Below are 13,666 nucleotides of genomic sequence, written 5' to 3'. Positions count from 1 at the left end.
TTGGGGCTGCCCCCGGGACGCCGCGCGCTCCGCCTATCCGATATCGGGCGAGCGGTCAAACAGGCGCCGGTGTTCCTTCAGCGCGTAGCTGTCCGTCATGCCGGCGAGGAAATCGGCGACGTGCCGCGCCCTTACTTCCGGCCCGGCGCGTTCGAGCACGCCGCGCCAGCCCTCGGGCATCAATTTCGGGTCGGCGAAATAGGCATCGAACAATTGCTCGACCACCTTCTCCGCCCCGGCGCGGACCGCCATGACCTCGGGATGGCGATAGAGATTGGCGTAGAGGAAGGCCTTGAGGTCTCTCTCCTTCTCGCGCATTGCCACCGAGAAGCCCACCATGGCCCGGCCCGCCGCCCGGACAGCTTCGGGGGAGCCGGGCCGTTCCTCGGCGATGCGGCACTGCGCCTCGGTGATGACGTCCTCGACCATCGCGGTGATCTGGCGCCGCATCAGTTCGTGGCCCGTCCGCACTGGGTCCAGATCCGGATAGCGGTCGCGGACGGAGGCGAGGATCGAGCCGGCCAGCGGCGCGTCCTCCAGCATCGGCAGGGTCAGCAGGCCCGAGCGCAGACCGTCGTCGATGTCGTGCGCGTCGTAGGCGATATCGTCGGCGATCGCCGCCGACTGCGCCTCGAGCGAGGCATAGCTCGCGAGTTCGAGCGGAAACAGCGCGTCGAAGTCCCGGATCGACTTGCGTAGGGGGCAGTCCAGTCCCTCCCCGTCCGCATCGGTCAGCGGCCCGTTGTGCTTCACGAGGCCTTCGAGCGTCTCCCACACCAGATTGAGACCGTCGAACTCGGCGTAGCGGCGTTCCAGCTTGGTAACGACGCGCAGCGACTGTTCATTGTGATCGAAACCGCCCCACGCCGCCATCTTGCGGTCCAGCGCATCCTCGCCCGTGTGGCCGAACGGGGTGTGGCCGAAATCGTGGACGAGGGCCACGGCCTCGGCCAGATCCTCGTCGAGGCGAAGCGCCCTGGCCAGAGCGCGTGCGATCTGCGCCACCTCGATCGAATGCGTCAGCCGGGTGCGGTAGTGATCCGCCTCATGCGCTATGAAGACCTGCGTCTTGTGCTTGAGGCGGCGGAAGGCGGTGGAATGGATGATCCGATCGCGGTCGCGCTGGAATGGCGTGCGCGTGGCGCTTTCCGGCTCGGGATAAAAGCGACCGCGGGTCCTTGTCGGATCGCAGGCATAGGGAGCGCGCGGCCTGTAGCCGAAACCGATGTCCCCGAGTTCCCCTTGCGATCCCATGCTCCCACCGGTTGACTTGGCCCTGGCCGCTTCATACCTATCGGTGAATTGCAATTGCAAGGTGACGCTATGGGCACGGACGCCAAGACGACGATGAAGGGCGTGGAACTGACCGAGGCGGCGGCAAAGCGCATTGCCGCGATCGTCGCCGGCGAACCGGGCAAGACCGCGCTGCGCGTTTCCGTCGAAGGCGGCGGCTGCTCCGGATTTTCCTACAAGTTCGACCTCGTCGGCGACCGCAACGAGGACGACAACGCGATCGAGCGCGACGGTGCCACCGTGCTCGTCGACGATATCTCCCTCGTCTACATGGGCGGCTCGGTGATCGACTTCGTTGATGACCTCATCGGCCAGTCCTTCCAGATCAGGAACCCCAACGCGGTCGCTTCCTGCGGCTGCGGGACGAGCTTCTCCGTCTGAGCGGCGCCGGAACCGGCTTCTCTATCCCAGCCAAATCGAGGACCGTTGCGCGCGCACCGTCCGCTCGGCGGGAAGCTCCTGCGACCGTCTGAACAAGCGGCAGCGGGAATCGCGGCTCGGCGGATTCGCCTCATGCGGGCGCGGGTCGTTGTTACCACCGCGCACCCGGTTTTTGCCGCAAGTCACTGAAATCCGTTTCATATTGGGACAAGGTTGAGCACAATCGATCGATTTTGCCGCTGGATTCGTGCGCCGGAATTCCGTATGGTTAACGCGAGGTAAACCTTGAAAGGGCGGGCAGTCCCGGCGAGATCGCTACTGTTTGGGGTGTGGGAAATTGGCGATCGTCATTGCGACCAGAGACCCATCGAGATGGCGTAGCCTGCTGCGCTGCCTGACGGTAGCGGCGCCGTTCCTTTCGCTGATTGCCCCCCAGCACGCGACTGCGCAAGGTACGGCGGAAGCAATAAAATCGGTGGCGGCGAGCGACGAGTACATCCGCGTGCGGCTGGAACCCGGCGTCGGCATCCGTTCGCTGGCCGAAAAGTACCTCGACAATCCCGACCTATGGCCGATCATCCTGCGCGCCAACGGGTTCGATGACATCACCGAACTGTCGGAGGGACAGGAACTGCTCCTGCCCGGCAACCAGGTGCGTCTGGCGGCCACCGCGCTCGATGCGTCGCTGGGCGAGATCCAGCGGGCCAACGAGGCCGGTGCGCAACTCTTCGCGCCGATCCTGATCCGCAATGCGATCAGGTTTCGCGACGAGGCCGTGGTCGAAAACCTCAATGGTGTCTACGCAGAGAGCATCGAGCTGTCGTCCAAGTCGATCGGCCAGGCCGAATCGGCGCGCACCCACAGCGAGAAGCAGCGCGACGTCGAAGCCGAGGCGCGGCTCAGCGACCGGCAAGGCTGGGTCGAGGGCCAGAAGACCATCGAGAACGGCTGGACCGAACGGGACCTCAACGCCATCCTGAACGAGCAGGAGAAGCTGCGCACGCTGTCGCGCTCGACCGCGCAGGTCGTGTTCCGGGATGCGAGCCGGCTACGCCTCAACGCCAACTCACAGGCTGTCATCCAGCGCATGCGGGTCGATCCGCTCAAGCGCCGCGAGGAGGCCAAGATCAGCCTGGTCGAAGGCGATTTCTACGCCTTGCTCGCGACCGAGAGCGACCGCAACCAGCTTGAGGTGAGCCTGCCCAACGTCGACGCAAAAATCGATTCGGGCAGCTTCTGGGTGAGCCAGGATGCGGAGGGGGCGAAGTTTTCCAACTACGACGTCAAGCCGGTGTCGATCCAGGCCGGCGACAAGACGCTTGTGCTCGGCCGCAACGAAGGCGCCGTGGTGAGTAACGGCGCCGCACCGGAGGAGAAGGTCGACGTCTTCGGCCGCATCACGCTCAACGCGCCCGAGGACGACGCCGTTCTCTACGGCGAAAGCGTCGATCTCGGCTGGGAGGAGATGCCGAACGGCGGCGGCTACTGGCTGGAGATCGCCTTCGACGGCCGCTTCGACCGCATGGCAGACAGCCTCTTCGGCCTCGAAGAAAACCGGATGGAGGATCACCCTCTCGCGCCCGGGACCTACTACTGGCGGGTGGCGGCGCTCGATTCGTTCGGGCTTCCCGGGCAGATGAGTTCGGTCCGAAAGTTCGAACTCAGATCCGACAACACGCCGCCCTTCCTGCAGATCAGAACACCTGAGCCAGGCGCGATCCTGCGCGATCGCCAAGTGACGATATCGGGCGAGACGGAAGCGGGCGCCGCCGTGCTGATCGACGGCACAGTCGCCGACATCGACCAGAACGGGCGCTTCTTCCACACGGTGGAGGCTGGCGACGGCCGCAACCGGGTCGATGTCATGGCGCGCGATACGGCCGGGAACGAGACTTTGCGCACGATCGAGTTCGATTTCGTGGCCGATCAGCGCAAGGACGTCGCCTACGATCCGGCGCTACCGCGCGACGATGCGGGCCGCTTTCTCAGCGCAAGGGACGTGTTGTCGCTGTCGGGCTCGGTGATCGGTGGCGCCAAGGTGTCGGTCGTGGAGCCCTCCGGGCGCGCGCGTTCGGAAACCTATGCCGACGCCGATGGGCGCTTCGCGCTCAACGTCCCGCTCGCAGCCTCGAGCGAAACGTTCGAGCTTCGGATCGCGACAGTCTCGGGCTATTCCTATGAGGAAGGGATCGAGACGCTGATTATCGACCAGCCGCCGCGCGTGCGCCTGCCGGAGCCATTGCCGCAGGTGACGGCCGAGCCAACCCTGCAGATCCGGATCGAGACCGATCCGGGCGTCGCACTTGCCGTGAACGGCAGCCCGATGGACGTACGGGACGGGATCGGCCAGGCGGACCTTGCGCTGACCCAGGGCCCGAACACGGTCGAAATCGTCGCCACCAACGAGGTCGGCCTCGTCACGATCGAGAAGCGCACAGTCATTTTCGACACCGAACGGCCCGAGGTGACGGCGCAGGAGTTGACGGTGGAAGGTCGGGGTACGACCGATCTTCTCTCCATCAAGGTCGGCGCGCGGGATGCCTCCGGCCTTGCGATGACCTCCCGCTTCACAGCGACATCGAGCGGCGGCCGCAAGGACGGGGTTCTGCGCTACAACCGCGCCCGCAAGGCCTACCAGGGGACGGTCGAACTGCCGCGCCGCCCGGACGACGAACCGGTCAGGGTGGTGGTCGAGCTTCTCGACGTCGCCGGAAACGTCAGCCGCGTGGAGCTGGTCCGGTGAAGGCGTATCCGACCCGGAGTGTTGCGTTGGCCGCGCTCGCCCTGCTTGTCAGCACGGCGGATCCGGTGATGTCCATGGAGCGCGAGCCCAGCCCGCGGCTGGTGACGTTCGGGCCGGATGCTCGCATCAACGAAGGGGATCATGATTTCCGGCAGATGATCCGGCTGTCGGTTCCGGCGGATACCGGACGGGTGCACGTGCGGGTCTTCGATCCCGACACCGGCGGCACGATCGACGAGCCGAAGGGCGGCTTCAACTCCTCGATCCGGTTTGCCCTGTTCGGCGCCGGCGGCAAGACGCGGCTGTGGCGCGACGCGGCCGGGGTGGTGCAGGAGAGCGTCACCGGCGAACCGCTCGGGACGGTCGAGTTCGGCCGCGACGAGGAGGCCGACGGGCGCTGGGTGACGCTGTTTTCGGCAAACGCGGCCGACGGCGCCGATGCCGGAGAGAACCGCCGCGAGTTCGTGCTTCTGGTCGAGGGCGTGTCGGGCAATGACGGCAACGTCTTCGACGTGGCCCTGAGTTCGTCGGAGAGCGAGAACCGCAGGCCCGACGGCGCGCGGCTCTACGCCTATATCCCGACGATCCAGGTGCCCGCGGGACGCCAGCTCGCCGAATTGCGCTTCGCCGTTCCGGAGGATGCCGAAGCCCTCGGCATCGAGAACTTCGACGCGGCCGGCGGGCGCATCGCCTACGAGGGCCGCTTCCGCTCCATGGGTCTGGCGGCCTCCGGCAAGAGCGAGTGGCGGCGCGCCGAGGTGGCGCTGCGCGACGACGAGCCGGGCGAAGCGGGATCGGTCACGGCGGCCGGCGGCGGCGAGATGCCCAACGACCTGACCGTCTTCGTCGGCGTGATCGGCGAAGCCGGCGCCGACCCGGCCCTGCGGCCGGTGGCGGTCGAGCTTCCCGTGCGGGTGTTCTCTCCCAACCGGCGCCCCGAGATCGCGCTCAACGTGACGCCCCTCGCCTGCCGCTCCATGCGCTTCGACGCGGCCGCCTCCGCCGACCCGGACGGCGAGCCGCTGACCTGGCGCTGGCGCTTCGGCGCGGACGGGCAGTGGCAGGACGGGGCGACGATCGAGCAGGCCTTCGAGGACTATGGCGTTCACCCTGCCCGGCTGGAGGTATTCGACGCCTCGGGCATGGTGGCGGGGGGTGCCGCGCGCGACTTCTCCTTCTTCGTCAAGCCGCCGCCGGTCGCCGCCTTCACCGCGCCCGAACTGGTGGCCGAGGGTGCGGAGGTGCGCTTCGACGGCACCGCCTCGACCAGCCCGTCGCTGCCGGAAGGAACGCGGATTGCCCGCTACCACTGGACTTTCGGCGACGGCACCGAGCTGGTGCAAGAAGCCGGCGACGCCGATTTCGGGCGGCCGGCGCACCGTTATGCAAGGTTCGGCACCTACACGGTCGGCCTCACCGTCACCGACAGTTCCGACAATCCCTGCAACCAGGCCTCCGCCAGCGCCACCGTCGCCGTCAACGCCCCGCCCGTCGCCAATGCAGGCGGCGACAGGCGGCTGACGGCGGGCGAAATCCATGTGTTCGACGCGGGGCTCTCGCGCGATCCGGACGGATCGATCGTCTCCTTTCTGTGGGATTTCGGCGACGGCGCGCGAGCGGTCGGCCCCTCCGTACCCCATGCCTTCCATCTTCCCGGCGTCTATGAGGTGCGCCTGACGGTCCTCGACGACACGCCGTTCGACACCGCCAAGGGGATCGACGCGATCGAGGTGGTCGTGGAAGAACCCGGCAACCAGCGACCAACGGCAAATGCCGGCGGCGACAGGACCGTCCATGCCGGCGAGGCCGTGCGCTTCGATGCAGCGGCGTCTTCCGATCCGGACGGCGAGATCCTTTCGTACGCCTGGGATTTCGGCGACGGGACCGGTGGCGACATTCCGGCGATCGAGCACACCTACTGGGAACCCGGCAGCTACGTTGCGACGCTCAACCTGCGCGACGACGGCCCCCGCGGCGGGGAACGGGCGATCGATTCGGCGACGATCACCGTCAGGCCGGCGGAAAACCGGCCGCCGGTGGCGCAGTTTCCCTCCGAGTTCGCCGCCACCACCTGGCGCCCGATCCGATTCGACGCGTCGGCAGCCGACGACCGGGACGGGTCGATCATCGCCTATGAATGGGATTTCGGCGACGGGACGCGCGGCGCGGGCCCTGTTGTGGAGCATCTCTACGGTGCACCGGGCACCTATGAAGGCCGGCTCGAGCTCCTGGACAACGGCCTGCCGGAGCCGGCGCGGGTCGGCTTCGATTTCGAAGTGATCGTCGCCAACCAGGCCAACCTCGCTCCGCAGGCAGACGCCGGTCCCGATCTCGCCACGGTCGCGGGTGAGGAAATCGCGCTCGATGCCCGCGCCTCGCGCGATCCGGACGGGTCGATCCTGACCCACGAATGGGACTTTGGCGACGGCAACCGCGCCTCCGGCATCAGGGTCCGGCACGTCTACCAGTTCCCCGGCACCTACACGATCACGCTGACGGTCACCGACGATGGCCCGCACGAGAAACTGACGGCCACCGATACGCTGACCGTCACAGTCGCGGCGGCGCGAAATCAGCCCCCCGTTGCCGATGCGGGCTCGGAAATCACGGTCAAGACCGGCCAGATCGTTCCGTTTGACGGCACCGGCTCGCACGATCCGGACGGCAACGTCATGGCCTATGCCTGGGACTTCGGCGACGGCGGCACGTCCGCGCAGGCCGCGCCGCGCCATGCCTTCCACGATCCCGGCATCTTCCGGGTCCGCCTGACGGTCACGGATGACGGCTCGCCCGCCCTGAGCGCCGAGACCGTGGTGACCGTGACGGTGACGCAGGATGCGGCGGGAGGTGCCCAATGATCGGCCGGCTGCTTTCCGCCCTCCTCGGCACCACGCTCGGACGCATGCTGGCACTGATGCTCATCGGCATGGTTTCGGTATTGGCGCCGGTGATGGCCTGGGTCCACGCCGACGCGATCCGCGAGAACCTGCCGCGGCTCGCCGCCTTCGCCGGCATCCGCGAGGAACCCACCAGCCCCCGCCTGGTGACGTTCGGGCCGGATGCTCGCATCAACGAAGGGGATCATGATTTCCGGCAGTTGATCCGGCTGTCGGTGCCGGCGGATACCGGACGGGTGCACGTGCGGGTCTTCGATCCCGACACCGGGGGCACGATCGACGAGCCGAAGGGCGGCTTCAACTCCTCGATCCGGTTTGCCCTGTTCGGCGCCGGCGGCGAAGCGCGGCTGTGGCGCGACGCGGCCGGGGTGGTGCAGGAGAGCGTCACCGGCGAACCGCTCGGGACGGTCGAGTTCGGTCGCGACGAGGAGGCCGACGGGCGCTGGGTGACGCTGTTTTCCGCAAACGCGGCTGACGGCGCCGATGCCGGAGAGAACCGCCGCGAGTTCGTGTTCCTGGTCGAGGGCGTGTCGGGCAATGACGGCAACGTCTTCGACGTGGCGCTGAGTTCGTCGGAGAGCGAGAACCGCAGGCCCGACGGCGCGCGGCTCTACGCCTATATCCCGACGATCCAGGTGCCCGCGGGACGCCAGCTCGCCGAATTGCGCTTCGCCGTGCCGGCCGATGCCGAAGCCCTCGGCATCGAGAACTTCGACGCGGCCGGCGGGCGCATCGCCTACGAGGGCCGCTTTCGTTCCATCGGGCTGGCGGCCTCCGGCAAGAGCGAGTGGCGACGCGCCGAGGTGGCGCTGCGCGACGACGAGCCGGGCGAAGCGGGATCGGTCACGGCGGCCGGCGGCGGCGAGATGCCCAACGACCTGACCGTCTTCGTCGGCGTGATCGGCGAAGCCGGCGCCGACCCGGCCCTGCGGCCGGTGGCGGTCGAGCTTCCCGTGCGCGTGTTCTCTCCCAACCGGCGCCCCGAGATCGCGCTCAACGTGACGCCGCTGGCCTGCCGCTCGATGCGCTTCGACGCGGCCGCTTCCGTCGATCCCGACGGCGAGCCGCTGACCTGGCGCTGGCGCTTCGGCGCGGACGGGCAGTGGCAGGACGGGGCGACGATCGAGCAGGCCTTCGAGGACTATGGCGTTCACCCTGCCCGGCTGGAGGTGTTCGACGCGTCCGGCATGGTGGCGGGGGGTGCCGCGCGCGACTTCTCCTTCTTCGTCAAGCCGCCGCCGGTCGCCGCCTTCACCGCGCCCGAACTGGTGGCCGAGGGCGCGGAGGTGCGCTTCGACGGCACCGCCTCGACCAGCCCGTCGCTGCCGGAAGGCACGCGGATTGCGCGCTACCACTGGACTTTCGGCGACGGCACCGAGCTGGTGCAGGAAGCCGGCGACGCCGATTTCGGGCGGCCGGCGCACCGTTATGCAACGTTCGGCACCTACACGGTCGGCCTCACCGTCACCGACAGTTCCGACAACCCCTGCAACCAGGCCACCGCCAGCGCCACCGTCGCCGTCAACGCCCCGCCCGTCGCCAATGCCGGCGGCGACAGGCGCATCGCGCTCGGCGAGACGATTGCGTTCGACGCCGGCGAGGAGAGCGGCGCGGATGGCGACCGTCACGGCTTCGCCTGGGAGTTTGGTGACGACAGCACGAGGAACGGGTCGAAAGCTTCGCACAGGTTCGAAACATCCGGCACCTTCACCGTACAACTGACCGTCGATGACGGTCGTGGCGCCGAGAACAGCGTCGCCAAAGACGAGGTACAAGTCTTCGTCAACGCGGCGCCCGAACTCGACGCGGTCGCGGTTCCCGACCGGCTGGTCGTCGGCATGCCGGGCCTCTTCGATGCCACCGGCGCCCGCGACGGCGACGGCGCGATCAGTGCCGTGGAATGGGATTTCGGCGACGGGGCGAACGGCAGAAGGCCGGTGGTGCGGCACTCCTTCGCCGCGCCCGGCACCTACAAGATCGTGGTCAAGGCCACCGACGATTCCGGGCTGGCGAACGGGACGACGAGCGCGGAGTATACCGTGACTGTCGTGGAATCCGGCAACGAAGCCCCGGTCGCGGATGCGGGAGGCGACCGGGAGGCAGTCGTCGGCGAGACCGTCCGCTTCGACGGAGCGCTCTCCGGCGATCCGGACGGCTCCATCCTCTCATACGACTGGGATTTCGGCGACGGCGTCACTCGCAGCGGCATGAGCGTCGACCATGTCTACCATACCCCCGGGACTTACCGGGCGTCGCTTACCGTCACCGACGATTCGGGCAAGCCGAACGACCGGGCCGGGACCGAATTCGAGGTGATCGTCGCCAATCGGGCGAACCTGTCGCCGGAGGTGCGCGTCGGCGGCGACCGCGCTGCCTTCGTCAACGAACTCGTCGAGTTCGACGCGACGGGCACCACCGATCCGGACGGCAACGTCGTCGCGGTCGAGTGGGATTTTGGCGACGGCGCGCGCGCTTCGGGCTTCCAGGCAAGGCACGCCTACGCGGCGCCCGGGGACTACGAGGTGCATGTGCTGGTGCGCGACGATTCCGGCCGCCGCGGCTCGGAGAGCGATGCGCGCTTCACGGTGAGGGTAACGCATCCCTACAACCAGGCGCCGGAAATCGCGATCGACAACGAACTGTCGCTGGAGACCGGGGTGGCGCATGCCTTCGACGCCCGGCGCGCCGCCGATCCGGACGGGCTCGTGACGCGCATCCGGTGGGATTTCGGCGACGGGTCCGGTTCCGACGAGGCGGTTGTCGAACACGCCTACGCCGCGCCGGGGACCTATTTCGGAAAGCTTACGCTGGTCGACGATTCGGGTCTGGACAACGGCATCACCGAGAAGAAGTTCGTTGCTTTCGTGGAGGAGCGGCGCAACGCGCGGCCGGTCGCCGAGGCCGGTCCCGATCGCAGCGCCATCGTCGGACAGCGTGTCGATTTCGACGCCGGCCAGTCCACCGATCCCGACAACAACCTGGTCGGCTACCGCTGGGATTTCGGCAACGGCAAGAAGGCGCAGGGCGAGCGGCGGTCGATCACCTATTTCCAGCCGGGCACCTACACGGTCACACTGACCGTCACGGACGGTTCCGGACAGGACAATGCCGACGCCAGCGACACGACGACGGTGACCGTGCTGGACGCCCCCAACGAGACGCCGGTCGCGCGGGTCGACGAAAACAGGCCCGCGGCCATCGACGAGCCCGTGGCCTTCAGCGGAGCACGATCCGCAGATCCGGACGGCAACATCCTGTCCTACAGGTGGGACTTCGGTGACGGATCGAGCGCCGACGGCCGCGAGACCGTCCATGCCTACGCGCGGTCCGGGACCTACGTCGCGCGGCTGACGATCCGGGACGATTCCGGGCTTTCGAACGACACGGCGAGCGCCGAACGCGTCATCCGCGTCAATGAACCGCCGGTCGCGGAAGCGGGTCCCGACCAGAGCGTCACCGCGTCGGTGGTGGAGTTCGACGCCTCGGCATCGCGCGACGACGACGGCTCCATCGCGTCGTACATGTGGGATTTCGGCGACGGGGATACCGGGTCCGGCGAACGGGTGAGCCACACCTACCGGGCGCCCGGCACCTATCGGGTGCGCCTGTCGATCGCCGACGATTCCGGCACGATCCGCAACGACGCGGCGGACGAGATGACCGTCGTGGTCAACGCGATGCCGGTCGCCGACGCCGGCTTCGACATGGTGGCGGCGCCTGGCGATACGCTGACCTTCGACGGCCGCCGATCCGCCGATCCGGACGGCGCGATCACACGCTACCAGTGGGACTTCCGCGACGGAACGAAGGCGGAAGGCGACGTCGTCACTCATGCATTCGCTAAACCCGGCATCTACACGGTCGAACTAACCGTCACGGACGACAGCGGCCACGAGAACGCGACCGACTTCTCGCAGATCCGCGTCACGGTCAACCAGGCGCCGGTGGCAAGCGCCGGCCCCGACATCCGCGTCGCGCCCGGCGAGGCGTTTTCGCTCTCGGGCGAGCGCTCCAGCGATTCGGACGGGGAGATCGTTGCCTGGCGCTGGGACGTCAACGGAACCGAGACCGTGCTCGAAGGCGACCGGATCGAACACCGGTTCGACGAGCCCGGCGTCTATACGATGACGCTGACGGTGACGGACGATTCGAGCGCCGGAAACCGGACGGCACAGGACGACGTCACGATCCGGGTGAACCATGCCCCGGTCGCGGAGGCCGGCCGCGACATCTTCAGCGAGACCCTGCGGGTCGTGCTCGACGCGAGCGCATCTGCCGACGCCGACAATGACGGGCTGGCCTATCGCTGGGACCTTGGCGACGGGAATTTCGCGGAAGGGCCGATGGTCGAGCACACCTATGCGACCGGCGGCGTCTATCCCGTCCTGCTGACGGTCGACGACGGAAGCGACCTCTCCAACGCCCGGCACAGCGACGCCATGACCGTGCGCATCAACCGCGCGCCGCAGGCGATCGCGGGAGACAACCGGCAGGCCTGCGTCGGAGACGTCGTCGTCTTCGACGGAAGTTCATCGACCGATCCCGACAATGGCCTGCTGCGCTATTCCTGGGATTTCGACGACGGCGGCACGTCTGACATCGTCAATCCCACCAAGACGTTCGCGGAGCCCGGCACCTACAGCGTGCGGCTGAAGGTGACGGATGAATCGGGGCTTGCCAACGGCTCGCACGCGGACGAGACGCTGATGACGGTGCTGCCCGCACCGGTCGCGAATGCCGGCGAGGACATCAAGGTCTGCGCCAACACCACGGTCCGTTTCGACGGGCGCAAGTCCACCGATATCGATGGCGTGGTTAACCGCTTCAGCTGGGATTTCGGCGACGGCCAAACCGGCGGCGGCGACCAGCCCGAGCATGCCTACACCGACCCCGGCACATATCGCGTCACTTTGCAGATCGAGGGCGACAATCTGGGCCTCTGCTCGCCCGTCTCCAGCGACGACCTGCAGGTGACGGTGCTGAGCGCCCCTCGCGCCGTGATCGCCGCGCAGAAGGCGGCAGCGGTTGGCGAGGAGGTCGTGTTCGACGGACAGCCATCCTTCATCGACGGCGGCCAGGTGACCGGCCACGAATGGGACTTCGGCGATGGTTCGACCGGTTCCGGCGCCATCGTGCGCCACGCCTTTGCCGAGCCAGGCGTCTACCGCGTCCAGTTGAAGGCGCTGTCGGGGCAGGATGCCAGCGGCTGCGCGAGCGCGGACGCGATCCATCTCGTGACAGTGAACGCCGCGCCGACCGCGGTGGTCGCCGGAAACGGGGCGGTCGAGGTGGACCAGCCGCTCGAACTATCGGCCGCCGGTTCGCGTGACCCAGACGGCGGCATCGCCGAATACCGGTGGGATTTTGGCGACGGCGGCACGGCAGCCGGCGTCGAGGTCCGTCATATCTGGCGCGAACCCGGGCGCTACCGGGCGAGCCTCACGGTCAGCGACGGCACGGGACTGGTCAATGCCGAGGACACGGCCGAGTTCCTGGTGGAGGTGGCGGACGCGCCGCGCACGCAGATCGTCACGGCCGAGGCGGCCTGCGCGGGCGAATCTCTTCGCTTCTCGCTTTCGAACCTGCCGGCGGTCGACGACCCCCAGGCGCTCCGGTGGAGCTTCGGCGACGGTTCGCAAGCTCTTGGCGAGACGGCGGAACACAGCTTCGCCCAGCCCGGCACCTACTCGGTCGGCGTAACCGGACCGCTCGATCGCGCCGGCGAAATGCTGCTTACCCCGATCGCCAGGCTCGTGAAGGTGAACCGTCCGCCGGTGCCGATCGTCGACACGGAGCGGAAGACCTGCCCCGGGACGGTCGTCTCCTTCGACGCGAGCCGGTCGTTCGACGCGGACGGCGAGATCGCCACCTACGACTGGGACTTCGGCGACGGCCAGCTGGCAGTGGGAGACAAGGTCTCGCACGCGTTCTCGGCGCCCGGCACCTACCCGGTCAGGCTGATGGTGACGGACAGGTCGGGGTCCTCCTGCGCATCCGTGATCGAGACGGTCGACATCTTCGTCAACGCGCCGCCGGTCGCAGATGCCGGGCCCGACAGCGACATCTACGTCGGCGGCGCGGTCGACAGCTACGTGCTCGACGCGAGCGGGTCGCGCGATCCCGACGGGGACGCCCTCGACCACTACTGGTCGCTGTCAAACGGGTACGAACTCGACGGCGAGAAGGTGCGCGTCGAAATCACCGAGCCCGGCACCGTCACCGCGGAACTGACGACGAGCGACGAGCACGGCCTCGATTGCAGCGTCGCCACCGACACCGTGACGATCCGGGCGCGCCTGCGCCAGCAGTCGTCTCTGCTTTCCGAACCGGGGCAAGATGCTCTAGAGTGACC

Annotated in this window: 5 protein-coding genes; 4 read left to right on the top strand and 1 reads right to left on the bottom strand. The window is 68.0% G+C overall.

Annotated elements, in window-relative coordinates; translation table 11 throughout:
• Nucleotides 1-33 precede the first annotated feature (33 nt).
• Nucleotides 34-1,254 carry a deoxyguanosinetriphosphate triphosphohydrolase gene (locus ABGN05_RS12995; RefSeq protein ID WP_367954477.1) on the bottom strand — a complete coding sequence of 407 codons (1,221 nt, stop codon included), beginning with the start codon at nt 1,252-1,254 and terminating at the stop codon, nt 34-36.
• A 69-nt stretch (nt 1,255-1,323) separates the two neighbouring features.
• Here ABGN05_RS12995 and erpA point away from each other — a divergent pair, with 69 nt between their 5' ends.
• From erpA to ABGN05_RS12975, 4 genes are all read left to right on the top strand, one after another.
• Complete coding sequence (erpA, locus tag ABGN05_RS12990; RefSeq protein ID WP_367954476.1) at nt 1,324-1,674, top strand: iron-sulfur cluster insertion protein ErpA; 351 nt, start codon at nt 1,324-1,326, stop codon at nt 1,672-1,674.
• Between the two features lie 475 nt (nt 1,675-2,149).
• Entirely contained in the window at nt 2,150-4,417 is a 2,268-nt protein-coding gene (locus tag ABGN05_RS12985; protein ID WP_367954475.1) for a FecR domain-containing protein, read from the top strand.
• 26 nt (nt 4,418-4,443) lie between these two features.
• Nucleotides 4,444-7,275 (top strand): PKD domain-containing protein, encoded by a 2,832-nt coding sequence (locus tag ABGN05_RS12980; protein WP_367954474.1) that lies wholly within the window; start codon nt 4,444-4,446, stop codon nt 7,273-7,275.
• A complete protein-coding gene (locus ABGN05_RS12975; protein ID WP_367954473.1) occupies nt 7,272-13,664 on the top strand; it encodes a PKD domain-containing protein in 6,393 nt (2,130 codons plus the stop codon). The genes ABGN05_RS12980 and ABGN05_RS12975 overlap by 4 nt, the downstream gene beginning before the upstream one ends.
• The last annotated feature ends 2 nt before the right edge of the window (nt 13,665-13,666 follow it).

The organism is Aquibium pacificum, from assembly GCF_040839445.1.
Lineage (GTDB): Bacteria > Pseudomonadota > Alphaproteobacteria > Rhizobiales > Rhizobiaceae > Aquibium > Aquibium pacificus.
Note: the sequence above shows the minus strand (reverse complement) of the source record. Positions and strands in the feature narration are given on the sequence as shown.

Bases quoted from the DNA above. Each gene is read 5' to 3' on its own strand.
- ABGN05_RS12995 (WP_367954477.1), bottom strand. From the start codon at position 1,254: ATGGGATCGCAAGGGGAACTCGGGGACATCGGTTTCGGCTACAGGCCG.
- erpA (WP_367954476.1), top strand. From the start codon at position 1,324: ATGGGCACGGACGCCAAGACGACGATGAAGGGCGTGGAACTGACCGAG.
- ABGN05_RS12975 (WP_367954473.1), top strand. From the start codon at position 7,272: ATGATCGGCCGGCTGCTTTCCGCCCTCCTCGGCACCACGCTCGGACGC.